We start from the raw sequence: 24,869 nt of genomic DNA on the forward strand, positions 1-24,869 counted from the left end.
TCTATGCCTTCCCAACTTTGGCCTTACATTACCCCTGGTATTCCCGATGAATTATTTGAGCATTTGCCAGGGATTCCCCTTAGCCAGCGAGAAGTCCGGCTGCTATTGATTGCCCAACTACGGTTAAAACCCGATTCAGTATTATGGGATATTGGTGCAGGGACAGGTACAATTCCAGTAGAGGTGGGATTACTTTGTCCCAACGCGCAGATTATCGCTGTAGAAAGGGATGAAGAAGTAGCTAGTTTAATCAAACGCAACTGCGATCGCTTTGAAGTCAATAATGTCGAAGTCATTGAAGGGAGCGCCCCAGAGTGTTTGCATGAGCTTAAGGTGACTCCTCACCGCGTTTGTATTGAAGGAGGACGCCCCATTCAGGAAATTTTGCAAGCTGCATGGAGTTATTTACCACCATCAGGTCGAGTTGTTGCCACAGCTGTTAATCTTGAGAGCTTGTATGCTATTTCTCAGACTTTTTCCCAGTTAAGAGCGAGAAATATAGAAGTTGTCCAATCTGCGGTCAACCGTTTAGAAACACGCGGCTTTTCTCAAACCTTTGCAGCTGTCGATCCCATTTTTATCCTCAGTGGTGAGAAACTGGACTAGGGACTAGGGACTGGGGGCTGGGGACTAGGGCCTAGGGACTAGGGACTAGGGACTAGGGACTGGGAACTAGGAAAAAGCTTACCAATACCCAATACCCAATACCCAATACCCAATACCCAATACCTAATCCCCAGTACCCAATCCCCAGTACCCAATCCCCAATGCCCCATCCCAAATACTTCTATGCCTTGGTCTCGGATTATTAGTGGAATTGTTGCGATCGCCCTTGCTCTTAGTGCAACCCTTTTAGGAGGTTGGTACTTTACTGCCATGTTTGCGGTGGTAGTCTTTTTGGGCCAACAAGAATATTTTAATTTGGTACGAGCCAGAGGCATAGCTCCCGCCGCTAAAACTACCATAGCTTTCAGTCTCATCTTGCTAGGTATTTGTACCCTTGATGGCAGTTTAGCGGACGCTGTGATGCCAATAGCTGGTACGCTTATATGTTTTTATCTGTTATTTCAGCCTAAATTTGCCACGATCGCGGATGTTTCTGCTTCTATCATGGGGCTATTTTATGTAGGTTATTTGCCAAGTTTTTGGGTGCGGTTGCGAGCGATCGATAGTGCTACTTTTAGCAATCTCCCATTAGGGGGTTATTGGCCCACAAATTGGACAGATTTTTGGGGCGAGGTAAATTTCAACTCTCTACCACGAGGTTTGACTATTACACTGCTGACTTTCTTGTGTATTTGGGCAGCAGACATTGGTGCTTACATTATTGGCAAATTCTTTGGGAAAACCCGTCTGTCTGAAATCAGTCCTAAAAAAACCGTAGAAGGTGCGATCTTTGGCATTACTTCTAGTCTAGTTGTAGCTTTGGGTGGCGCTTATTATCTCCACTTTCCCAGATCCCCCCTCACTGGTTTAGCACTGGGTTTACTGATTGGTATTGCTAGTCTTTTAGGCGACCTTACTGAGTCTATGCTCAAGCGAGATGCTGGAGTCAAGGATTCCGGGCAGTTAATCCCCGGACACGGTGGAATCTTAGACCGCACTGACAGTTATATTTTCACGGCTCCTTTGGTTTACTATTTTGTGACACTACTATTGCCGCTACTAGCAAATTAATTAGATATGGGCATTGGGCATTTATCCTCTGCCCCTCGGTCACTGAGCGGCTTGCCTTGAGCGTATCGCTAAAGCGAAAGCTTCGCTAACGCCTACGTTCTCGCAGAGAAGCCGAAAGGAGCCGTAAATCCTGCGGCATAGCTGCGCTTAGGGCGCAGCCTCTCGTAGAGAAGTGCTACTTCCTCTACTCCCTCATCTCCCCCATTTTTTCCGCTCCATAATCCTGACTGTTCTTGTTTTAAGAACCGATATATTATTTAAAATAAGAAGAGAGCATTTTTGATTTTTAACCATCAAGGGTTAACATTAATTCGCCCGTGGCACACTAGCTTGCCTGGGGTCAGCGTTAGTTCTCGGATACTAACATCTGACCCAAGATCCAAATTATACCCACCATTACCTTCTAGTAGCGCTCCTTGACCATGCTGCGTGTAGATGTGTGTCAGTTGTAATACCTGAGTATCGACTAACTCTAAACCCACACAAACCTCCAGAGGCGTTGCTTGAGTGTTGGGAAGTTGGATGCCACGCAGTATAATTTGGTTATTCTCAAGGAGAATCTTTTGCCAGTTAATAGGCTGGGATTCTGGAGAGTATTCTGGTAAAAGCTTAACTAGTACATCATTGAAAGCAGAAGATAATAAGTCAGATGAGAGAGAAGAGTTAAGATCCTTCTCGTCTACAATCAAGTCGCCAACTACTGGGACTATTTCTAATAGCCGTAGAGGCTGACCTTTAAGTATTGAGCCAATGTTTACCCGAATATTTTCTGCCACTATTTGAATTTGCGTTACAAGGAGACCTTGATAAACTGCATTAGTAGCAAATATAGATACTGAGGGAATACGCCCAGAGAGGATTTGGCGATCGCTTGCTTTAATCTCTACTTCTAATTGAGATACTTCGCTAACTTGCGATCTCAACCAAAGCTTGAGTGCGGTTGTCAGTACTTGCGTAATTATCCTGATCTTACTTGCATTTGTTGATTGGAAGTTTTTCTCTGGCATTTAACTACTGCATTTATAAGTATTTGCTAAACAATAGACGAAAGCTAAACAAACCTTAAATGTAACATTTAGGTTTACTTAGGACAAAATCCAAATATCATGTAATTGTTAACAAAAAATCAGCAATTTCCACATGGAGGTACGGTTACAAAAAATTCTCGCTCAATGGGGTATTGCCTCACGGCGTGAAGCCGAAGTAATGATTCGGCAATCGCGCGTGCGGATAAATGGTGTATTGGCACATTTAGGACAAAAAGTTGATACCGAAAAAGATGCGATCGTTGTAGATGGTAAGCCGATCTCCGGAAAGCAGCGTCCAGCTTTAATATATTTGTTGCTGCATAAACCAGTTGGGGTAGTTTCAACTTGTGATGACCCACAGGGAAGACCGACAGTCCTAGATTTACTACCGAAAGAATTACGCGAAGGTTCAGGTATTCATCCTGTTGGGCGTCTCGATGCAGACTCTACGGGATCATTAATACTGACAAATGACGGAGACCTGACATTTAAATTAACCCATCCCCGCCATAGTATTTCTAAAACATATCGTGTTTTGGTAAAAGGGCATCCCCCAGAAGCAGTATTGGAAATCTGGCGTCAGGGTGTGGTGTTGGAGGGAAGAAAAACACGGCCAGCCACGGTACACCTGATAGAACGTTTTGCTGATCAAAGCTGTTTAGAGATTGTTTTACAGGAGGGAAGAAATCGCCAAATTCGGCGTGTAGCCCAACAGTTGGGATACCCAGTAATCAAGCTGCATCGAACTGCTATAGGTTCAATTCAATTACAAAGTTCAAAAGAACCCTTTTTAGAAGAGGGTCAATATCGTTTCCTAAAAGATCATGAGATTCGCTTTTTGCAAGATCAGATAAAGCAACCTATTAAAGATTCAGCTGAGTTAAGGAGTGTACAAAAGCATGGAATGGCTAAGAAAGAAGAAAAATAATCAGCAGGTAGCACTTGCATTAGAGCAACAAAGAGCCGAAAAGTTGGCAATAATGGGCGCTCAACTTTTGGCATTGCGTCAAGAACAGGGTCTATCCCTAGAGCAAGTAGTCATGTTGACGAAAATTCCTCGGCGGCTGTTGCAGGCGATTGAAGAAGGTAATTTCAATGATCTGCCAGAACCAGTCTATATTCAGGGTTTACTCAGGCAATTTGCCGATGCATTAGGTATTAATGGAACGAAATTTGCCAGCACATTTCCTATTAGTTCTCAACAAGCAAATCCTAAATTTACTGGTAAAACTCCACGTTTAGGCCAATTACGCCCAATTCATCTTTATTTTCTTTACATATTTCTAATTGTATGCACTGTAAATGGCTTATCTCAGTTATTGAATAATGCCACGCTACAAGTAAGTAACAGCCAAAATTCACCAGACTCAGAAAAAGAGTACGTTGTCAAACCGGAAGCAGCCCAAGCACAAGAGTCACTAAAAGTTAAACCCGTCAGTGACAATCTCAACAGTTTAAAAGAAACTCAGGCAGTACAGATTGGTGTCACCTTAAAAGCTTCATCCTGGATTCGCGTAATAGCTGATGGCAAAACGGAGTTTGAGGGTACTCTCCCAGAGGGAACTCACCGCACTTGGAAAGCCCAAGAACAATTGACAGTAAAAACTGATAATGCTGGTGGGGTATTGATGAGTGTCAATCAGGAGAAAGCCAAAGAAATGGGAGAACCAGGGAAAATGGAAGAAATTCAAATTGCGGCTAAGCCCAAGTTTTGAGAAGAAGATAGGGACAAAGGGAGCAGGGGAGAGAATAATAACTCCTAATTCTTGTACAGACGCGATTAATCGCGTCTCTTCCTAATTCTTGTACAGACGCGATTAATCGCGTCTCTACTCCTAACTAACCACTCTTTACTCAGTTTTAGGGGCGCGGCCATTCAGTCTGGTAAGATTTTTCAAGCGATCGCCTAATTCTTGTGTCAAATCTGCCGCTTGATAGCGCCACTCCCAGTTACCTTCAGCATGACTGGGAAAATTCATCCGCGCTTCGTTTCCCAACCCTAAAACATCCTGCAAAGGAATAAGCGCTTGGTTGGCTACGGAACTCAAAGCCAGGCGAATGAGATCCCAGTGGATACCATCATCACTAATACAACCTAAATAAAGCAACAAACTTTGCTTTTCGTTGTCACTAGCTGTATTGAACCAGCCCACAGTTGTGTCGTTGTCGTGAGTCCCGGTATAAACTACAGCATTTCGTGGGTAATTGAATGGTAAAAACGGATTACCGGGATCAGAACCAAAGGCAAATTGCAGAACTTTCATACCTGGAAATTCAAACTTGTCTCGCAGCTCTTCTACCTCTGGCGTAATTACCCCTAAATCTTCTGCCAAGACAGGTAGTTTGCCTAATTTCTGTCTAATCACTTCAAAAAAAGTATCACCTGGTGCTTTAATCCATTTGCCATTCATAGCAGTTTCTTCCCCTTGCGGCACAGACCAAAAAGCCTCGAACCCCCGGAAGTGGTCAATGCGAATAATATCTACATAATCCAGCATTGCCTCAAAACGTTGCACCCACCACTTAAAGTCTTGTTGTTGCAATGCCTCCCAGTCATAAACTGGATTGCCCCATAATTGACCAGTCTCGCTAAAGTAATCTGGTGGGACTCCTGCCATTTGTGCGGCTTCTCCTGTCTTTTCATCTAAGGAAAAAATATCAGGATGCGCCCATACATCTGCACTATCGTGAGCTACGTAGATGGGGATATCACCAATAATATCTATACCACGTTGATTGGCGTAGCTTTTTAGCTCCGACCACTGGCGGAAAAACTGAAATTGAATGAACTTGTAATAAAAAATTTCTCCATTGAGCCGACGCTGTACCTGATCTAATGCTTGGGGTTCACGTTTGACTAGTTCTGGTTCCCATTTATGCCAGCTTGCACCATCATTAGCGTCTTTGAGCGCCATGAATAAGGCGTAATTATCTAGCCAGTAGGCTTTGCTGTCGCAAAATCTTGCAAAATCTTGCTGCTGTGTGGGGTTAGCATTAGCTCTAAAGTTTTCACAGGCTTTTTTTAATAGCCCAATCTTAATCGGTACAACCTGCTCAAAATTTACCTTTTCTACTGGAAATGCTGGTAAGTTGGCAAAGTCTCCTTCAGCTAGTAAACCCTCATCTAGCAGTTTTTCTGGGCTAATTAGCAAGGGATTCCCTGCCATTGCCGAGTAGGACATATACGGAGAATTACCGTATCCAGTGGGGCCTAATGGTAAAACTTGCCAATATTGTTGATAGGTCTGTTGGAGAAAATCAATGAAACGGTAGGCTTCTAAACCTAAATCTCCGATACCGAATCGACTGGGAAAAGAAGTAGGATGCAACAAAATGCCGCTTGATCTGGGAAAAGGCATAGTGAACCTTAATTATGGGAAGGAGCGATTTTATTAATACACGGTGGGTTCGGCGCGATCGCCCAAGGGCATTGGCAAAGCCAATCGCATCGAATCTATCACGTAACAGTATTTGCAGGATAAATCAAGTAAACTCTTTTTGTCTTTTGTGAAAAACCAATGACCAATGACCAATGACCAATGACAAATAACTTATGAGTTACCGAAATCCTACACCGACAGTTGATATCATCATCGAACTAGTAGATCGACCTCATCGACCAATAGTGTTAATTGAAAGACATAATCCACCCCTAGGTTGGGCGCTTCCTGGTGGTTTTGTGGATTATGGCGAACCTGTGGAAGTGGCGGCGCGGCGGGAGGCTGAGGAAGAAACGGGTTTACAGGTGGAGTTGATTGAACAATTACTGGTATATTCTGACCCCAGTCGTGATCCCCGCCAGCATACAATTAGCATTGTGTTTTTGGCTACAGCATCGGGAGAACCTCAAGCTGGGGATGATGCCAAGAGTGTAGGTATTTTTGAGTCTTGGGATGTACCGAGTAATTTGTGTTTTGACCACGACAAGATTCTACGGGATTATTGGCAGTATCGGCATTATGGGATACGTCCGAGGTTAGGTTAGAGTAACGAACCGCAGAGGCGCAGAGGTCGCAGAGAGAGGGGAAGAGGGGAATATCTGTGACACAGAATCCTTGCGATTATACTGTGTCAAGGGTATTTAATGGTGCATTATGGTTGCTAAGGAACTGTTAGAGAAATACGCACAAGGTCAACGGAAGTTTCATTCAGAAAATTTGAGAGGAGTAGACCTTAAAGGTGCAAATCTGAGCGGAATAGACTTAACAAGTGCAGATTTGACGGGAGCAGATTTGAATGATGCAAACCTGAGTAACGCACTTCTTCAAAACACAAATCTTACTAGGGCATCTCTGACAAGCGCAAACTTAAGTGGTTTGGTGGAAAGTTCTCGTTTAAATTTAAGTTGGGCAGACCTGATACCATTTCACGAAATTATTGATACATATCACTTTTCTTGCTTCCCCTGCTTCAAGAGCCTCAATAGCCTCAAGAGCTTGCCCATGTTATCAACCTTAAAGTGAAACGGTATGAGCAGAGCTGATTTAAGAAAGGCAACCCTAAATATCGCGAACTTTAGTAATGCCAACCTCGATAATGCTAATTTGAGTGATGCCAATCTAGAATCTGCCAATTTCACTGAAGCCTTTTTGAAAGAAGGAAATTTTGTTAGAGCAAACCTAAATAACGCTAATTTCACTGGGGCTAACTTGTTTGGAGCTGATTTGAGTCAAGCAAATCTAACTCGTATCATACTCAAAGATGCTAATTTACAGAGATCAAAATTCGGGGTGTTAATTTATCTCAAAAGGATTTGTCTAGCATGAATCTAGCGGAGGCTGATCTAGGTGCTGCAAATCTTAGAAATGTAAATTTCAGAAAAGCCTGTCTAAAAGAGACAAATTTAGAGAGAGCAGATTTACAACAAGCAGATTTAATGAAAGCAAATCTGAAAGGAGCAAATCTTAGCAAAGCCGACTTAACTGGATCAAATATCTATGGGGCGAACCTTCAAGATGCAGACCTAACTGGTGCGATAATGCCTGATGGAGAAGTTTACCAACCGATTGCCTCTGAGATGGAAATCGGTAAACAGGTAGCATCGTTAGAGAAAGTGATATCTATGACTCGTAAAGTAATTCGTACTGATCAAGCACCGGCTCCAGTTGGCCCTTATAATCAAGCGATCGCAGCTTCTGGTCAATTTGTATTTATAGCTGGACAAATTGCCATTGACCCCCGACTCGGTGATGTCGTCTACACTGATGATGTCAAAAAGCAAGCTGAGCAGGTATTAGCTAATCTTGAAGCCATCCTCACAGCCGCTGGTGCAACTTTCCAAGATGTAGTGAAAACCACCGTATTTCTGGCTAATATGAATGATTTTGCAGCAGTAAATGCCGTTTATGCTAAATATTTCCCGGAAGATACAGCCCCAGCGCGGGCTTGTGTCCAAGTGTCGCGGTTACCAAAAGATGTACTAGTAGAGATTGATGCGATCGCTGTGATTAGCGCTTAGTGCTAATAGAGTGTGAAACTAAGGGTGTAGGTGGATAAAGCTTCCCCTATACTCTCTAGACCTATTTGGCTAAAAGCTACATTTATGTCAGACTTTAGTGTTGAAGAATACTTTGCTTAAAGCCGATGACGGGATTTGAACCCGTGGCCTGCTGATTACGAATCAGCTGCTCTACCACTGAGCCACATCGGCGTACACAATCTAATAGTATAGCATGATTCACTCATGGTAAATCCAAATCCCAAAAATCGCCTGAACTCTGAACAATATGCCCGCCTCAAAGCAGAAATGGCAACGCCCTATCGCGGCTTGCGGCAATTTTTCTATGTAGCTTTCGGTGCTTCTGGTTTTATTGGCGCATTCATATTTTTCTTTCGAGTACTCGCCGGACGGGATCTTGACAGCGCTTTACCTAACTTGGCACTCCAAATAGGAATCGTTGCCTTAATGATATTCCTCTGGCGCTGGGAACAGCGTCGGCAACGACGCCCATAGAGGGATCAAAGCTATGACTTCTAAAGGAAGAAACTTTGCTGTTAATTTCTTTGACTGTTTACCTTTAAAGAAACTTCATATTATTCAATTTAATTAAAGTTTTTACATAGTCTTAAAACATCAATAAAGAAAAAATTAAAAAAATATTAGGAAATAAGAAAAAGCAAAAATTTCTGAGAAACTAGAAAAAGCTCAAACGGGGTCAGCTAATATAAAGACCCTGAATATAAACTAAATAAAGTTCAAAAGGGGTCATCTAAATTTAAAGACCTCAAATTTAATAAAACTCACAATTTTTAGAGCGCCAAACTGACAATTTGTTAGTCTTGGCGCTTCTTATTTTCCAACTAGGGTTTTACTGAGCTGTTACCAGATAGGATGAGGGAATTGGTTGAGCGCGTCCGGCGTTGACGAGTGCCTGATAAACAAAGGCAGCAACTTCTGCTCTAGTTGCCTCACGGTTAGGATTAAGTTGTTTAGCTGTGGGATAGTTGATCACTAATTGCCGTGAAGTTGCAGCAGCAACTGGCGCGATCGCATAATTAGGAATCTGAGCAGCATCGGTGTAAAAGGAAAGGACATTCTGATTGTTTGCAGTTAAGCCCAAACCATTAGCTAAAGAGACTAACGCCTGTACTCTAGGAATCTGCTGCTGTGGTTTAAAAGTCCCATCAGGGTAACCAGAGACGAATTGACTTTGGTAAGCAGATTGAATTGCTTTATAAGCCCAGAAATTGCTTTTTACATCCCTAAACTGAATGGCTGCACGTTTGGTTGGTGGCGTTAAAGCTTTGGTGATAATCGTGGCAAATTGGGCGCGAGTTACCGGGTCGTTGGGTTTAAAAGTGCCATCAGGAAAGCCAGCAATAATGTTTTGAGAAGCTAAAGCTTCGATATAGGCTTTTGCCCAATAATTTGCTGGCACATCTTTGAAAGCAACAGGCCCTCCTGGAGGTGGAGTCACAGATGCAGCAACAAAATCTACTTGACCAAAAATCTTTTTCTGGTCGATGTCGTTACCAACAGCAACAATCTGATTTGTTTTGGTGGCGTTATTCACGTCATAACGAGTATTACTGCGAATGAGATTGCCGCCAGGACTTTCGTTTGTACCAAGGTCGGGTTGAGCATTCACAGTGGCAACAACACCATCCCGCTTGTTGTTCTGAATTACATTTTTACGCAGTACGGGCTTAGCTGACTCTGAGATATAAAGACCGTCTTGGTTTTGAATAATTTGGTTTTCTGTGATTAAAGGTGTGGAAGTACCACCGATCGCCAGACCAAAACCTGTATCCTGGAATACGTTATTCCGGATCTCTCCTTGAGCAGTTCTAGCCACTGAAACCCCGTTGCCTTTGTTTTGCACAAACAGGTTGTTTTCGATTTTGGGATTACCTGTACCCGTGACAAAAACGCCTTCTCTTACACTGTTAGTAAAAGTACTGTTTTTGATAACGGGATTAGTTGATTCCACCCACACACCTGTACCCCGCGAGTTCGGGTTAGTAACAGTGACACCTGTGATCGTAGTATTTTGTTCCGCCAGAATTGTAATATCCTGTCTAGCAAAGGTGCGGCTGGTGTAAAAACCTCCGCCTGTAATCAAGATGCCCTGACCTTTGGCTGATTCATCACCTTGCAGCGTCACCCCTGGTTTAAGCGCAAGTGGGAAAGTTTCTCCACTTTCTTTGTTATAGTTACCAGGGGCCAATTGAATGATTGTACCTGCTTGAGCTTGACCGAGGGCAAAGGCGATCGTTTTGTAGGGCGCTGCTGCCGTTGCACCAGCACCAGCAGTATCTGCGCCAGTGGCTGGGTCAACATAAATAACTGTTGCAGTTGCAGGAGCTTGCGCTGTCAGATGAGGAGCAGATCCTTGGTGAGTAGCCCCAGCATTTACTTCACTAGGGAGTAGTATTGAACCACCAGAAACAACTAACAAAGCCGTTAATCCGGCTCCTATGCTTAAAGTAGATTTGAGCTGATTGCCAGAAAGAAAGCGAAAATTTTTCGCTAAAGAAGTATCAAAACCCCAATGTTTCATTTTTAACGACTGTGGTGTGCTGAATTGCGTACGTTGTCATGGGTTAAAAGTAACAGCTATGTAGCTGTGTAACCCATGCAAAACTATACTTGATGATCAGCACTTCTTCAGCTAAATTCCTTAGATAAATCACAGAACTTATACTGTTGAGTTCAGAAAATTTTACGAAGAGGGAGTGGGGCAAGGAACACGAGAGACAAGGGGACAAGGAGAACAAGGGGGAAATTGAGAAAATAGCATTGCTGAATTTAGACATGAAATGCAAAAATCGGGTATTCTCAACTCTTACTCTCTGCGTCTTAGCGCCTCTGCGTGAAACAAATTCATATTCTCACTCAGCAACGCCGAGAAAATAATTACAATTTTTTGACCCCTGTACAGACGCGTAGACGCTCGAAGAGCGGCTGCTCGTAAGAGTATAATCGCGTCTCTACTCCTGACTTTTGACTCCTTTTATAAACTTATAAAAACAGCAAACCTTCTCAAATTTAGGTAAAATGCATTATAAATTTTTGTCGCTGCGTCGCTCGGTAGTTTTAATAGTTAGTACCTGTATTTTACTCTTAGGCACTCTTCCTGCCTTTGCTGCTGAACGAGTAGTACTAAAATACAGCGTCTTCCGTGAATCACTTTCAGTGGAAGAGTTATCTACGTTTGCCCAAACAGGCGAAGTTTCGCGTTCGCTACGAGTTAATTTGGCCTTGGCGCGACAAAATCCAAAGGTAGTTCGTCAATATTTGACAGAACCAGTGAAAGTAAATCTTCTGCTTTTAGATAAAGTTTTAAATAGCAGTATTGGTAACGTTATTTTAGATGAAATTAGTAAGGTTATTCATACACCATCTCGGAGAGCAGACCGCCAAGCTTTGCGTGCTGCTTTGATACTCTCTGCTAAACAAGATGAGCGGGTGTCAGTAATTGAAATTATTAAAAATTATCCCACGTCTGAAGTGGAAGTTGACGGCGATCGCTTGGAGAGTGCATACCGTCAACTCCGCCGCTTGCAATTAGGGCTACAAGATTTACTTAATTTTTAGTAAGCTAAAGTTTCTAAAGTCTCTCGCAAATACCGCTGTACCTGCTGTTCTAAACGAAGCCCCTGTAATTGAGCATCACGTTCTAGCTGCCAGCGTTGAAAGCCGGAACTTGCAGCGATCGCATATTTGAGACTATACCAAATTTCAGAATCTGGAGAAAGTTGGCGCTCGCCATAAGCTGGAGTTTGGGCCATAGTTCCTCATTCCTCAGTTTTAACTTCAAAAGTTTTATAGCAGTTCTCATTCTCAGCAACTACGAAGCTACTCACATAGGACAGCCTTATAACTGCTTAAGACCTGTCAAGGTCTGACTTTGCAGGCTGCTGTTGCGAATCTGTATTAATTTCTACTAAAGATTGAAACAGCTGGGGCAAAATTTGATTAACCCGCACACCGAGAATTGTGAAATCCTGTTTAATCTTTTCTAAAGATAATGGTTCTAAGGCAGCAAATTCTGTCTCATTAGTCACCAAAACTCTGACTACGCTCACAGGAATTTGTAAAAATAGATTGCTTGCCAGAAAGGTTAAACCAGCCAATAGCAGCGCTAGGCTGCGCCATTGAGGCAAAAATTTAGCTACATCAGCGACTAATGGAACCACTGAATGTATCTGCCACAGCACACCAAGTAATAATATTGCTGCTATCAATGACAGGACTCGATTTAATTTTGTATTAATTAAACAAAGAATTTTTCGTTGCTGCTCGGTGAGATTTTCTGGTTTGAGGGCAATTCCTAAAATAGCAAATATGTAAAAAGGTCGGCGTAACTGCATCCCCAGCAGAGGAACAACACCAATAGCGGCGACTAATGACAGTTCTATCCACGCTGGCAACAGCGGTTCGCCCACGGACAAAAACAATAAACAAAGTACCAAAAAAATAGGCAGTGTCGCTAAGCCAGCGACGTGAATCCATAAGATAGGTTCAGTGCGAAATGAAGCCATAGAGCAGGGGGAGGGGGAGATAGGGAGAACAGGAGAGGGAGCAAGAGGAGAGGGGAATGAATGAAAATGGTGAGGGAGGAAAGAACAATTGTTGACTAACTTCCGCTTTTTGCCTTTTTCATCACTTTCGTTATCTTCATTGCTCCTACTCTCCCATTCTCCCACTCTCCCTTGGTGATCATTTCGTCAATGTCAGAGTACGGCGCTTAGTCACCATCTGGTAGGCTTCAATGATGTCACCTTCAACCCAGTCATTGAATTTATCCATACCGACACCGCATTCATAGCCGGCGTTGACCTCACGGGCATCCTCTTTCATCCGTTTTAAGGAATCAAGCACACCTTCATAAATCACCTTACCGTTACGTCGCACCCGCACTTTGCAGTTGCGAACTAGCTTGCCAGACTGAACGTAACAACCAGCCACTGCACCACGACCGACGGGGAAGACGGCGCGTACTTCGGTTTGACCCAAGGGTTCTTCCACCAACTCTGGTTCGAGAAGACCTTCTAAGGCTCCTTGAATGTCTTCCAAGAGTTTGTAGATAATGTTGTATTCTCGAACATCTACACCAGCTTCGTCGGCAGCTTGTCTGGCTCCACTGGCAAAGGTGGTGTTGAAACCAATAATTACAGCATTACTAGCGGCTGCTAAGTCGATATCTGTTTCGGTAATTTCCCCAGCAGTAGCCAACAACATCCGAATTTGGACTTCGTTTTGGGGGATTTGCTTGAGCGCTCCCACAATGGCTTCTACGGAACCTTGGACATCGCCCTTCAAGATCAAGTTGAGTTCTTTCAACTCGCCTTCTTGTGCCTGAGCCGACAGGGTTGTGAGGGTAACGCGTCCTTGTAAGAGGCGGGATAGGCGTTGTTTGTCGGCGCGATCGCTTGCTAGGTTTCGTGCTTCTTTTTCATTCTCGAAGACCTCGAAGTCGTCGCCTGCCGCTGGTACTTCACTTAAGCCCAACACCTCTACAGCAAAGGATGGAGAGGCAATATCGACTCTTGCGCCTCTGTCGTTCACCATTGCTCGCACCTTACCAAAGGCGGAACCGGCTACTAACATATCTCCTACACGCAGGGTTCCATTCTGAATCAGCAGGGTAGCGACTGCTCCCTTGGCTTTATCCAAATGGGCTTCAATCACTGTTCCTTTAGCAGTACGATCTGGGTTCGCATTGAGTTCCCCTACTTCTGCTACAAGCAGAATCATCTCTAGGAGCGTATCTAGGTTTTCGCCTTTGATCGCGCTCACAGGAACCATGATCGTATCGCCGCCCCATTCTTCGGGTGTCAGACCAAATTGAGTTAATTCTTGTTTCACCCGGTCTGGCTGTGCTGCTTCTTTGTCAATTTTGTTGATCGCCACAACTATTGGCACTTCTGCTGCTTGAGCATGACTAATGGCTTCAATAGTTTGAGGACGGACGCCATCATCAGCAGCCACTACCAATATGGCAATGTCTGTTACCCTAGCTCCCCTTGCCCGCATTGCTGTAAAGGCTTCGTGACCAGGGGTATCCAAGAAGACAATTTGCTGCATTTTGCCTTCATGTTCCACATCCACATGATATGCACCGATGTGTTGTGTGATACCACCAGCTTCGCCAGCAGCCACTTTGGTTTTGCGAATCGAGTCAAGCAGGGTTGTTTTACCGTGGTCTACGTGACCCATAATTGTCACAACTGGTGGACGGCGATGGAGATTTTCCAAATCTGCCACATCCAGCATTTCTGTTACTTTCCGGGCTTCTGCTTCTGGTTCAGTGATTTCGACTTCTATTTCTAGTTCTTTTGCTACTAGATTAATTGTCGGAATATCCAGATTTTGGGTGATACTCACCGCCATCCCTTTGAGGAACAGAATTTTTACAATTTCTGTGTCAGCAACGATCAATAAGTCTGCCAGTTCTTGCACAGTCAAAGGGCCTGTGACTCTGACTTTTTCTGGACGTTCACGCTTTGGCTCTGCTTCTTGGCGACGGTTGTGGTCGCGGTTGGAGCTAGATGATTTTCTAGTTCTGGCAGTTGGGATGGAAGCAACTGCTGTGCCTGCTAGCTGTACAGGTCGAGCTGCTTTAGGCTTGGCAGGACGAGCAATCGAAAGGCTAACTTGGACAATTGCTGGGGAGTCTAGATCGTCATCATCGAGCAAATCTTCTTCAAACTCGTCGTCAAGTATTGGCTTGATCCGCTTGCCTTTGGCAGCAGCCTTACCAGCTTTCTCTTTAACTTCGTCAATGATTTCTTCTTCTACCCACTTCTTACCACCTTTACTAGGACGAGGTGGAGTCGGACGTTTCAAATCAAGGAGATCAGGTGTGACTGGATCATCACCCAAGCCGTCAGCTTTCGCCGCTGCTCCTGACATCGCTCTAGGTGGAGTAGCGATTGGCATTGCTGCTACAGCTTCACCAGGACGTGCTGGTCTGGGTCTTTGCCCATCTCCTACTGGTGCTGATGGTCTAGTGCCTCTCAGCTCCGGTTTCACAGGTTGTAAAGTGGGACGAGCTTGCTTTTGCGGCGCTCCTTGTGGAGTTTGGTCAGTTGTCGATCTGGCAACTTTTGGCTTAGCTTGATCGCGATCGTCTTCGTGCCGTTGGCGTTCGCGTTTGAGGATCGGTTTCTCTCCCTGACTTGCCAGATCAGATACCTCTAATTTTTCTTCTGCCGCGGGTCTGGACGGTGGCGCCACTAGTTGCGGTTTTTGGGGTTTTTCCGGTTTCGCTCTGGAAGTAACTATTTTTTCTGGTTTTTCCCCTGCTATTTTTTCCGGTGGCTGATTTGGATTTGGCGCCTCTTCCGGATTTGTTAGAGGAGGTTGTTCTACGGTCTCTGACTGATTCCGGGGGACAGGCTTAACAGGTACCGTCGGCTTCATGGTTGAGACTGGTGTAGCGAAGGGCCGTGGAGGTGCAGGAGAATTGACTTCAGACGAACCAAGTTGGCTATTAGTAGCAACTGACGCCTCAGAGGCGTTGGGAGTAGTGTTTCTCAATATTTTGGGTTTACGAATTTCCAAAATTTGCTGTTTGTGGGGTGCAGCTGGTCGCGTGGGTCCACCGTTTTGGGGTGAATTTGGTTTATGGTTTATTGTACCTAGTTCCTTTTTTTGCGTCACATTTGTAGCTGCGTGTTTTTCGGCAGCTAATCGGATTTGTTCTGCCTCCGATTCTGAAATCGTGCTGCTATGGCTTTTGACCGCAATATTGAGCTGGTCGCAAATTGCTAGTAGCTCTTTGTTATCCAAATTCAATTCCTTTGATAATTCATAGATTCTAACTTTGCCGTTGTTCATCCACTCTTTCCCCTTTAATTTACAGTTTTAGCGGATGGTTGCCTGGGAGTGCGACATCTCCATCCTTTGATTACTGTTTTTTGGTTGCCCTTGATGATTTTGCCGGTGCCTCCAATCAGGAAAGAGAGATGTTTCGGTTTAATGCTGGCATCTCCACCAATGATGATGGTTGATGGGTACCCATAAAAATTTTTTAAATAAAAACTTTTTATAGGAACTTTTGACGCCGAACTGCGCCTGAGCGCTACCAGGCTGCCATTTTGTAGTTTCTTGTTTTGCTGATTCTGAGTCTTCCACAACACAATCAAATGAATCTGTTGGGAGTGTTGCTTCGCCCCTCTTTTGATTGGAGGGCCGCTTACCAACTACACCCATTTACTATTTTGGCACTAACCCTAGCGATCGCGAGAGGAGGTGTTGCCAGCTGAACTAGTCGGCTTTCCTCACCATTCCTCTGTTGATTACCGCCACAAATAAAGTTGTTCCAACTAAATTTTATTTTAGGTATTGGTTTGGGCTAGGCGTTGCCACAATGTTTGGTACAGTGTTTCTGGCACTGCGCCGTGTAGCGATCGCCCTAGTCGATTTTTTTTTTGAGCCGCTTGCAGGCAGCCCTGTTGCGGACAAATATAGGCAGAACGCCCCATGCCCTGATCTAATTGTACCTTTCCCGACGGAAAGACGCGGACAATCCGCCAAAACTCATCTTTGGAGTTTACTTTGCGGCAACTAATACAGCGCCGATAATTTGGTTTCATCGGTTTTCTGCTACTTTCAGGTCAGCAGTGTGTTGGTAAAAAAAGCTGGTTATTATCCAATTTTTACTTATACCAAGTCGCCGGGACAAAAGTAATGGCTACTAAAGACTAGGAATGCACTCAACAGTAACAGAACTCGACAAGGATAATCAATTACTCATCGTCTTCAGGGTCAAAACCGTCATCTTCTAATTCTAGTTCTTCGTGATTTTCATCCTCTTGTTCCTCATAATCGATGTCATCTTCCTCTTGCTCTTGCTCTAGTTGATACTTGGCTCGTGAGGCTGTAAATTTGGCATCTTCTCCTGCATAGTCATATTTAGCTTTGTCTTTAATGTCAATTTTCCAACCAGTTAGGCGAGCTGCCAAGCGAACATTTTGTCCTTCTTTGCCAATAGCTAAACTCAGTTGATCTTCAGCGACTAGTACGTGAGTTTGCCGAGTTTCTGGATCCATGAGGCGCACCTCATCTACCCGTGCTGGACTCAAAGCATTAGCAATATAGGTTGCCGGGTCTGGAGACCAGCGAATCACGTCTATTTTTTCCCCACGCAATTCGTTGACTACCACTTGAATCCGCGATCCCCTAGCTCCAATGCAAGCACCTACTGGGTCTACATCGCGATCTAGGGTGTCTACTGCTATTTTAGTCCGTGGGCCTACGTAACGGGAAGGGGGATTGGCTTCTCGCGCTACCGCGACAATCCGCACCACTTCATCTTCAATTTCTGGCACTTCGTTGGCAAAAAGATAAACTACCAAACCAGCATCGGCACGAGACACGAGCAATTGCGGCCCCCGTTGCTGCCCTTGGGATACTTTCTTGAGATAGACTTTAAATGTGGCATTCGCGCGATAATTATCATTGGGTAGTTGTTCGCGCTTCGGTAATTCGGCTTCTACCTCTGGCTGACCAAACCCGCTACTAACTGCCAGAATCACTGATTGTCTTTCAAACCTCAAAACTCTTGCTTGTAGAACAGTTCCTTCTATGTCTTGGAACTCCTCTTGCACCATTTGGCGTTGTTGATCCCGGAGTTTTTGCGCTAATACTTGCTTGGTTTGCATCGCTGCCATGCGACCAAATTCTCCCTGATCTGGTGTCACATCCAGCACTACAGAGTCTCCTAACTGTGCTTCTGGAGCTACTAATTGAACTTCTTCTAAAGAAATCTGATGATCTGAGTTGCTGACTTCTTCAACAATAGTTTTGGTAGAAAGAACGCGAAACCCTTCTCCATCAATATCGAGTTCTACTTCAAAATTATCAAAATAATCTTCCTCGAACTGTTTTCGCTCTAAATTTTGGGCGCGACGATAACGTTCGTAGCCTTTTAGTAGTGCTTCTCTAATAGCTGATTGAACTGCAAGACGGGGTAAGTTCCGCTCGCGACTTATACTTTCAATTAATTCTTTTAATCCAGGTAACGTTACCATTGACATAAGCAATCTCCTTTAAAAATCAAGAGCTAGGAATTAGGTACTAAAAACTAGGGGTTAGGGATTAGAGAAAAGTTTTACTCTAGCCCCTAGCCTCTAGCCCTTAGTCCTTAGTCCCTAGCCTCTAGTCACTTGTTTATCGGCGCTCATCCAGCTGCACCCTAGTAATTAGGGAGCGAGGAATTTCGACTACTCGGCCTTTTTGGTTTAAATAAACTGTCGTCTCATCCCGACGTATTAACTGACCATTCCACTCTTGCTGTCCCTCGTAGGCTGGTGAAGTGGAGATGATTACAGGAAATCCTTTAAAGGAAATAAACTCCCTGTCAGTAACCAGTTGCCGCGAAATACCAGGACTGGAAACTTCCAAGACATAAGCATCTGGAATAATCTCCGCTGCATCTAGGGAGGCTTCTAAAGCACGGCTCATCCGCTCACAATCATTCAACCCAGTCTCTTGCTGAGGATTACGGATGTCTACCCGCAACACTGGCGGACTTTGGTTAGTGTGAAAAACCACGCCAACAACTTCCAACCCCAGTTCTTCTGCCACTGGTGTTGCCAAATCAATAATTTGTGGAACTAAGGGATGAGCCATGCGAGAATTCAATAAAAAAAGTGGGTATCAACCCACTTCCTGCGATATGGATATCTTCCAAGAAGTATTGTGACGAACCAAAAATGGTTCGCCCCTAATTTGAGTTTAGCGCATTTCTTTGGTAGTTATTGGGCATTGGTGAGCCAGTTCCGTGCGGAGGTTCCCTCCTTTCAGGAAACTGGCTTCATAGGGGATTAGCATTAGTCATTAAGAAGTTATTTCCCCACTCTGCCACTCCCCTCTCACCTTTCTCTAGTTTCTGGGAGAGCAGCGCCTTTTTCTAACACTTCTGGAACTGAGACTTGTGTTCGTAGCTGTCTGGTTTGCTCAAGAATTTGGTCTATATCCTCTTGGGATAAACGTTGAACGTAGTTGAGCTTGATTTCTTCTAAAAAGTCAAAAAGTAAGCTCTGAATTTCTGAGAGGACTTGTTTTTTTTGTATTTCTCCTCCCAAAGCTTGACTGAAGTGTTGTACCAGTTGAGCGGAGAGTTTTGCACCAACTGGATCTTCAACAGCGCTAACTAAAGCTTTGTATAGATTAGTTGTGATTTGAGTTGCTAGTTGTTCACTTAGTTGGGTTTGTGCGTGTTCCACTCCAGGGAAGTTTTGCAGGTTGCGGTAAACGGGAATTTCATGGAAGACGGTTTCGATAGTGTGGCGCAAAATGGCGGTGGTATCTGGTTGGATTTTGGGCAGCACTTGGTAGACGACTGTCTGCACTAAAAGACCTGCGATCGCTTCTACTTCATTAACGTTATTTATATCTATGTATGGGCGTAGGTTTTCTTGTGACAATAGCCAGTGTGTCAACTCACCCCGCTTAATTGAACCCTGAACTTGGTTAATTACTCTTACCACTACAATTTCTGTGAGTTCTTCAGCAAAGTTGGCGACGATCCCCTGATTAAGTTGCCGTTGTACCGGATGGAGATTCAATAAGCGTGCTTGATCAAGACGGACTAATACAGGTATAGTTCGCAACCACCGCCAAAACGGCAACAGCAAAAATAGGTCGTACCAACGCCACAAAACTGCTTCTGACCATCTTAAACCGGGATGTTGGCGTCTGATGTAGAAGGTACGCCCTAGCAATTCAATACCAAATAAAATCACAAATGGTAAGTCAATAATCCAGAAATGATCGAGGGATTCGCCGTTTTCCCCGATCCTGCGGTAGTAATTAGTGGCAATTAAAGGGCGAATTTTCTGGTTAAAAAAGTTTATTTCTCGCACCCAGCCATTCTGGGTTAAATACGGCTGACTCCAAAATGTGGCAAAAGCTTGTTTTGCAGATTTTTGACGGGTGCGATCGCGCATCCGATTTTTGATTTTTTCTAGAGTCCCGCTCTTATTCACTCCGGCAAACGGATTGCTGTCAATTATCTCGGTACTAAGACGACTTAATTGCACAAGTTGGTTCTTTGTCTGAGGTGACTGTAACCCTGTCTGACTTACTTGTTCTTCTAAGGCGGCTACTGCTTCTAGATAGCTCGTGGTGTCTCGATGGGGTTCGATACCTTTAATAGGATCATAAACTTTGGTAATTTGCGGCAATCTCCGCAAGTAAAAATCCCGCCACTGTACGTAACTTAAATCAAACAAAACTAAGCCTAAGTTTATTACGGCAATAATTGCCATTAACCTCTCAAACAAAAGGCTTCGCCGCTTTGATAATTGTACATTTTTCATTTCTGGTTTTAAATTATACAGATTTTAAATATTATGGTGTAAGCTTTGTAAGTCTTTTACTTTCAAATCTTTCAACACTAACACTATTTTCTAATTAAATATACTTCTGTGGATAGATGACAAAAATTATTTTTGGTAAAATCACTCCACTTAAACAAATAAGTTAAAAATTAATCAAAAATCATTAATAATCAAAAAAAAGTTATTAAAGAAACTTAAAATGCACCTGTTAACGTCTATAATCCTGCTGATTTAATCCAATGGAGTTTTAATTTATGTGGTGTGGATTTGGAAAATCAAGCGTGACCATTGCTGCTATATGCTTGGTATCCGCTAGTTTAGTAAGCTACAATACAGGTTTTGCAGCTCCTCAGCGTAGTTATACGCCACAGCAATTTCGTGCTGTTTTGCGAGGATTAGGCTACAACGTCAAGGTGACAAATACACCTTTGACGGATAGCGAAACTAAAAAGGCAATTAGTGAGTTTCAAAAGGGTTACAAGCTACCTGTTGATGGCATAGCAGGGCCAAAAACCCAAAATTTTGCAGCTAATATCGTTCAAATTCTGCAAGCAAATTTGAATGCAGTTGTCAAACCCAATCCTCCCCTTCCCCGCGATCATTTTTATGGAACTCGGACGGAAGCGGTGGTGAAGGAGTTTCAGAAAAAATATCAGCTGCAAGAAACTGGAATTGCTAATTTAGCACTCCGCCAAAAGCTAAATGAAGAAGCGAAGAAGAGCTTCAGCCAGCCTACAGGTCAACCGTCACCAAAACCAACGGCTTCACCGTCACCAAAACCAACGGCTTCACCGTCACCAAAACCAACGGCTTCGCCAACAGCCTCACCAACGGCTTCACCAACAGCTTCACCAACAGCTTCGCCAACGGCTTCGCCAACGGCTTCGCCAACAGCTTCGCCAACAGCTTCGCCAACAGCTTCGCCAACAGCTTCACCAAGATAATTCTCACCCTCAAAACTCAAATCTTTTGATTTGGTTCTTCCAAGGGTCTGCCTTTGGGCGAGGGTAAAATTGGGCGGCGGTCATCGAAAGGCATGGGAATGTACTGGACGGTGGGTCGCCCTCCTTGTGGCTGTGGGTACAAATCCATAAGATCATAAATAGAACGGGGCAGCCCAACTGTTATGGGCAGCCCCATTTCTGTAGCTTCCTCAACTGTGATGGGATAATCGTGGGTGACGCGCCCAGTTGTTAAAGCTTCGATAATCGGTTCAATGTTTTCTGGCAGAACTTTTTGTTTGGGTATGCTGTCTTTGAGCAAAGTCCGCACAAACCTTTGTACTTGCTGAATTGCCTTGCCTGCAAGGTCTGCCATGATTAGGGTTTGGTCGTCAATTTCACTAATGGGTTTATCTTTAACTACCTTCAAAAGACTTGCTGCTGGGAAGTTACCTAGTTGGGGATCAACTGGCCCCAAGACAGCGTTGGCATCCATAACAATTTCATCAGCAGCAAGAGCTAGCATTGTACCGCCGCTCATGGCGTAGTGAGGCACAAAGACAGAGACTTTTGCCTGATGGCGAATTAATGCTCTAGCAATTTGTTCTGTAGCTAATACCAAACCGCCGGGAGTATGCAAAATTAAGTCAATTGGCACATCTGGCGGCGTTAAACGAATTGCCCGCAGTATTTGTTCTGAGTCTTCGATAGTAATATAGCGCGATATAGGAATTCCTAGTAAGCTGATGGACTCTTGGCGATGAATCAGCAAAATTACTCGACTTTTACGTTCCTGCTGAAACTCCTGTAAAGCACGGACACGTCGATATTCTATCTGACGTTTTTGCCAGATGGGTTGCAAGGAAGAAAGGAGCAGGAAAATCCAGAATAAGTCACCAATACCAAAGCCCATAAGTAACTCAATATTCAATATTCAAAATTTTTTAAGCCTCATCTCAGCAAGCACCTTACTGCTGACATTAATGCAAGCAATAGCCTGTCAGATTACGGATTGAATGCAAAAATAGAGCCTGTTTCCCAATTGTTTCAAGTTTTGAGAAATAGTGAGTCTATCTACAGGGTTAAAAGAATAAGGTGGGGAGTAGAGACGTGATTATACTCTGCGAGAAGCCGCACTCCCTGCGTCTACGCGTCTGTACAGGAGTTAGGAGTTAAATTGCCTCTGTATCTGGCTTTTAAGTTGAAAATGTCTAGCTCATTAACTGGCAAACTGCTGTATGAATTATTCCTTTCGCCAAATCTTGATAGTGTCGTCATCACTACCACTTACTAAGGTTTTTCCGTCGGGACTGAAGGCGATCGCTCTCACATAATTAGTATGATCTGTAAGTGTAGTGATTTCTTTGCCTGTATTTACGTGCCACAGTTTGATTGTGTAGTCCCAACTGCCACTAGCGATAATTGGCTCGTTTTGGCTCCAGGCAATTGATGAAACTGAATTAGAATGACCTCTAAGTGTGCAGATTTCTCTGCCTGTACGTATCTGCCACAGTTTGATGGTATTGTCACTGCTACCACTAGCGAGCATTTCTCCATTTTGGCTCCAAGCTATACAGTTGACAAAGAAGGAATGACCTGTAAGTGTAGTGATTTCTCTGCCTGTATTTACGTGCCACAGTTTGATTGTGTAGTCGGCACTACCACTAGCCAGAATTTCACCATTCTGGCTCCAAGCAACTGACCAAACTGAGTCGGTATGACCGATGAAAGTTTGGATTTCTCTATTTGTATGTACTTGCCAAATTTTGATAGTGGAATCTGCACTACCACTAGCCAAAAGTTTGCCATCAGGACTGAAAGCAACGGAGTTCACCCAATTAGTATGACCTGTGAGAGTAGTGAGTTCTTTACCTGTGTTCACCTGCCATATTTTAATAGTGTTATCCCAACTGCCGCTAGTAAGAAGCTGATCGTAGGGACTAAAGGCAACAGAATGAACCATACTGGAATGACCAGAAAACCAACGCCCTAAATGACGTAGTAACTTGCCGTTATTTAGTTGCCATATTTTGATAGTGTTGTCGTTGCTACCACTCGCAATAAGTTGCCCATCTGGACTAATGGCGATCGCATTAACCATACTGGAATGACCTCTGAGGGTCTGTACGCACCGCCAGTTGTGATGCTCCATTACAACTGGTACTGGTGTAGGAGCAACACGTTCAGGAGGTTGCGTTAAAAGCGTTATTGCTGAAGGAAAAGGCGCTGAAGCTACATTCTCTCTAGGATCAGAATCTAATAAATTCAACCACTCCTGCACAGACTGGGGGCGATAGGTTGACTCCAAATCCATGCCGCGCATAATCGCTTGATTTACGCGGTTGCTGATGTGGGGATTAAAAAATTGTGGTGGTTCTAAGGTAATATTGTGACGTCTGTCATCTGCATTCGTCGGTACAACTGCGGTAAGCAAATTATACAAAGTAGCAGCTAGAGCATAGATATCAATGTATTCTCCTCGCGGTGCTTCCAATTCATATTGCTCAGGTGGAGCAAAACCAGGAGTGCGATATACTGTATGCCTCTGGATTGCATTGGGGATAAATTCTCTAGCGATCCCAAAGTCTATTAGTACTGCTTCTGGCTTATCAATGCGGATCATAATATTGCGTGGCTTGAGATCCCGATGCAGTAATCCTTTAGAGTGGATTAGCGTCAAAGCATCACCAATTTGGTGGATGTACAGTACTGCTTCTGCTTCTGGCAATATCCCCACCCGCTTCAGGCGCTGTCCTAAGTCTTCACCTTCGATGTATTCCATGACTATACAAGGCAAATTCCCCTCATCGAATATGGTTTCTATTTGCACTACATGAGGATGGTGACACACTGCAAGCCGAACTGCTTCATCACGAAAGTCTTGCCGTAATTTATTTCGATGGAGTATCCAGGCAGGGTTATTGAGGATTTCTTCTTTGAGGGTTTTGATCACTCGCAGTTCGTTCCGTTGATTTCTGGCAAGATAAGTAATGCCAATTCCGCCTTCGCCTAGTTGGCTTTCGATTATGTAGCGCCCCCCAAATAAAAGCTTTCCTGGATTCCACACCATTAGTAATATTTGCCAAATGTTGGTATTTATTTTGGCACGGTATTATCATACCCAGCAGAAGTATTTGATACTCAAATGAAATTGCCGTAGCTTTTGCAAACTAGTTACTTAAAGAAAATTTTAATTGACTCTGATATTTAACAATGGTTTGCAGACAAGTATCTGAATATAAATAAACAACACTCTGTTAACAAAGGTGAAGGTAAGAGAGCAGGCGATCGCGCAGTTTGTTCTCAAGGGATTCAGCGCATTGGCATAGGCGATCGCAAAAAAGTTTAGGCAAAGTCAATTAAAGTGATTATTTGAAGCTGAGCGGACTTGTGCTGAGCGTCTTGCCCTGAGTGTACTTGTGCCGAGCGA

General features: G+C 43.9%; 24 protein-coding genes and 1 tRNA gene. 11 read left to right on the forward strand and 14 right to left on the reverse strand.

What is annotated here, in order from left to right; translation table 11 throughout:
- The first annotated feature begins 3 nt into the window (after window positions 1-3).
- Together cbiT and WKK05_RS29020 are read left to right on the forward strand one after the other, a co-directional pair.
- Window positions 4-606: a precorrin-6Y C5,15-methyltransferase subunit CbiT gene (gene cbiT, locus WKK05_RS29015; RefSeq protein ID WP_341526476.1), complete on the forward strand. Its 603-nt coding sequence runs from the start codon at window positions 4-6 to the stop codon at window positions 604-606.
- Window positions 607-789: 183 nt separating this feature from the next.
- Window positions 790-1,677, forward strand: a complete 888-nt coding sequence (locus WKK05_RS29020; protein WP_341526477.1) for a phosphatidate cytidylyltransferase — start codon at window positions 790-792, stop codon at window positions 1,675-1,677.
- Between the two features lie 293 nt (window positions 1,678-1,970).
- On the opposite strand, the gene WKK05_RS29025 is transcribed toward WKK05_RS29020, so the two are convergent.
- Window positions 1,971-2,684 carry a DUF2993 domain-containing protein gene (locus WKK05_RS29025; protein ID WP_341526478.1) on the reverse strand — a complete coding sequence of 238 codons (714 nt, stop codon included), beginning with the start codon at window positions 2,682-2,684 and terminating at the stop codon, window positions 1,971-1,973.
- Between the two features lie 133 nt (window positions 2,685-2,817).
- On the opposite strand from WKK05_RS29025, the gene WKK05_RS29030 reads away from it, so the two are divergent.
- Both WKK05_RS29030 and WKK05_RS29035 read left to right on the forward strand, forming a co-directional pair.
- The gene (locus tag WKK05_RS29030; protein ID WP_341526479.1) at window positions 2,818-3,633 is read left to right on the forward strand and encodes a pseudouridine synthase; all 816 of its coding nucleotides are present in this window, start codon (window positions 2,818-2,820) and stop codon (window positions 3,631-3,633) included.
- Entirely contained in the window at window positions 3,605-4,420 is an 816-nt protein-coding gene (locus tag WKK05_RS29035) for a RodZ domain-containing protein (RefSeq protein WP_341526480.1), read from the forward strand. The genes WKK05_RS29030 and WKK05_RS29035 overlap by 29 nt, the downstream gene beginning before the upstream one ends.
- Before the next feature lie 135 nt (window positions 4,421-4,555).
- Here WKK05_RS29035 and malQ read toward each other — a convergent pair whose 3' ends face one another.
- Complete coding sequence (gene malQ, locus WKK05_RS29040; RefSeq protein WP_341526481.1) at window positions 4,556-6,064, reverse strand: 4-alpha-glucanotransferase; 1,509 nt, start codon at window positions 6,062-6,064, stop codon at window positions 4,556-4,558.
- Window positions 6,065-6,258: 194 nt separating this feature from the next.
- Between malQ and WKK05_RS29045 the strand changes: the two genes are divergently transcribed.
- The 4 genes from WKK05_RS29045 (at window position 6,259) to WKK05_RS29060 (ending at window position 8,163) form a co-directional block, all read left to right on the forward strand.
- Window positions 6,259-6,690: an NUDIX hydrolase gene (locus WKK05_RS29045; RefSeq protein ID WP_341526482.1), complete on the forward strand. Its 432-nt coding sequence runs from the start codon at window positions 6,259-6,261 to the stop codon at window positions 6,688-6,690.
- Window positions 6,691-6,799: 109 nt separating this feature from the next.
- On the forward strand, window positions 6,800-7,168 hold the full coding sequence (locus WKK05_RS29050) for a pentapeptide repeat-containing protein (protein ID WP_341526483.1): 369 nt from the start codon (window positions 6,800-6,802) through the stop codon (window positions 7,166-7,168).
- A gap of 6 nt (window positions 7,169-7,174) precedes the next feature.
- Window positions 7,175-7,471 (forward strand): pentapeptide repeat-containing protein, encoded by a 297-nt coding sequence (locus tag WKK05_RS29055; protein ID WP_341526484.1) that lies wholly within the window; start codon window positions 7,175-7,177, stop codon window positions 7,469-7,471.
- Entirely contained in the window at window positions 7,468-8,163 is a 696-nt protein-coding gene (locus tag WKK05_RS29060; protein WP_341526485.1) for a Rid family detoxifying hydrolase, read from the forward strand. Before WKK05_RS29055 ends, WKK05_RS29060 begins: the two co-directional genes overlap by 4 nt.
- A gap of 120 nt (window positions 8,164-8,283) precedes the next feature.
- On the opposite strand, the gene WKK05_RS29065 is transcribed toward WKK05_RS29060, so the two are convergent.
- Window positions 8,284-8,355, reverse strand: a tRNA-Thr gene (locus WKK05_RS29065).
- Window positions 8,356-8,388: 33 nt separating this feature from the next.
- Between WKK05_RS29065 and WKK05_RS29070 the strand changes: the two genes are divergently transcribed.
- Window positions 8,389-8,658: a DUF3493 domain-containing protein gene (locus tag WKK05_RS29070; protein WP_341526486.1), complete on the forward strand. Its 270-nt coding sequence runs from the start codon at window positions 8,389-8,391 to the stop codon at window positions 8,656-8,658.
- A gap of 355 nt (window positions 8,659-9,013) precedes the next feature.
- Here WKK05_RS29070 and WKK05_RS29075 read toward each other — a convergent pair whose 3' ends face one another.
- The gene (locus tag WKK05_RS29075) at window positions 9,014-10,705 is read right to left on the reverse strand and encodes a DUF1565 domain-containing protein (protein ID WP_341526487.1); all 1,692 of its coding nucleotides are present in this window, start codon (window positions 10,703-10,705) and stop codon (window positions 9,014-9,016) included.
- Between the two features lie 497 nt (window positions 10,706-11,202).
- Between WKK05_RS29075 and WKK05_RS29080 the strand changes: the two genes are divergently transcribed.
- Window positions 11,203-11,742: an alpha/beta hydrolase gene (locus WKK05_RS29080; protein ID WP_341526488.1), complete on the forward strand. Its 540-nt coding sequence runs from the start codon at window positions 11,203-11,205 to the stop codon at window positions 11,740-11,742.
- Here WKK05_RS29080 and WKK05_RS29085 read toward each other — a convergent pair.
- The 8 genes from WKK05_RS29085 to WKK05_RS29120 all read right to left on the reverse strand — a co-directional run bounded on the left by WKK05_RS29085 (window position 11,739) and on the right by WKK05_RS29120 (window position 20,477).
- The gene (locus WKK05_RS29085; RefSeq protein ID WP_341526489.1) at window positions 11,739-11,936 is read right to left on the reverse strand and encodes a hypothetical protein; all 198 of its coding nucleotides are present in this window, start codon (window positions 11,934-11,936) and stop codon (window positions 11,739-11,741) included. The two genes, WKK05_RS29080 and WKK05_RS29085, sit on opposite strands and share 4 nt — an antisense overlap.
- 96 nt (window positions 11,937-12,032) lie before the next feature.
- Entirely contained in the window at window positions 12,033-12,689 is a 657-nt protein-coding gene (locus tag WKK05_RS29090) for a low-complexity tail membrane protein (protein WP_341526490.1), read from the reverse strand.
- A gap of 178 nt (window positions 12,690-12,867) precedes the next feature.
- Window positions 12,868-15,990, reverse strand: a complete 3,123-nt coding sequence (infB, locus tag WKK05_RS29095) for a translation initiation factor IF-2 (protein ID WP_341526491.1) — start codon at window positions 15,988-15,990, stop codon at window positions 12,868-12,870.
- Window positions 15,991-16,128: 138 nt separating this feature from the next.
- Window positions 16,129-16,365 (reverse strand): hypothetical protein, encoded by a 237-nt coding sequence (locus tag WKK05_RS29100; RefSeq protein WP_341526492.1) that lies wholly within the window; start codon window positions 16,363-16,365, stop codon window positions 16,129-16,131.
- Window positions 16,366-16,490: 125 nt separating this feature from the next.
- Window positions 16,491-16,748 (reverse strand): YlxR family protein, encoded by a 258-nt coding sequence (locus WKK05_RS29105; protein WP_341526493.1) that lies wholly within the window; start codon window positions 16,746-16,748, stop codon window positions 16,491-16,493.
- A gap of 153 nt (window positions 16,749-16,901) precedes the next feature.
- Complete coding sequence (nusA, locus tag WKK05_RS29110; protein ID WP_341526494.1) at window positions 16,902-18,191, reverse strand: transcription termination factor NusA; 1,290 nt, start codon at window positions 18,189-18,191, stop codon at window positions 16,902-16,904.
- A gap of 133 nt (window positions 18,192-18,324) precedes the next feature.
- Entirely contained in the window at window positions 18,325-18,786 is a 462-nt protein-coding gene (rimP, locus tag WKK05_RS29115; RefSeq protein WP_341526495.1) for a ribosome maturation factor RimP, read from the reverse strand.
- Window positions 18,787-19,028: 242 nt separating this feature from the next.
- Window positions 19,029-20,477, reverse strand: a complete 1,449-nt coding sequence (locus tag WKK05_RS29120) for a hypothetical protein (protein WP_341526496.1) — start codon at window positions 20,475-20,477, stop codon at window positions 19,029-19,031.
- A gap of 275 nt (window positions 20,478-20,752) precedes the next feature.
- On the opposite strand from WKK05_RS29120, the gene WKK05_RS29125 reads away from it, so the two are divergent.
- Window positions 20,753-21,442 carry a peptidoglycan-binding protein gene (locus WKK05_RS29125; RefSeq protein WP_341526497.1) on the forward strand — a complete coding sequence of 230 codons (690 nt, stop codon included), beginning with the start codon at window positions 20,753-20,755 and terminating at the stop codon, window positions 21,440-21,442.
- Between the two features lie 16 nt (window positions 21,443-21,458).
- Here WKK05_RS29125 and WKK05_RS29130 read toward each other — a convergent pair whose 3' ends face one another.
- Complete coding sequence (locus tag WKK05_RS29130) at window positions 21,459-22,352, reverse strand: hypothetical protein (RefSeq protein ID WP_341531221.1); 894 nt, start codon at window positions 22,350-22,352, stop codon at window positions 21,459-21,461.
- A 330-nt stretch (window positions 22,353-22,682) separates the two neighbouring features.
- Complete coding sequence (locus WKK05_RS29135) at window positions 22,683-24,509, reverse strand: serine/threonine-protein kinase (RefSeq protein WP_341526498.1); 1,827 nt, start codon at window positions 24,507-24,509, stop codon at window positions 22,683-22,685.
- Window positions 24,510-24,869 lie beyond the last annotated feature (360 nt).

Source organism: Nostoc sp. UHCC 0302 (assembly GCF_038096175.1).
GTDB lineage: Bacteria > Cyanobacteriota > Cyanobacteriia > Cyanobacteriales > Nostocaceae > UHCC-0302.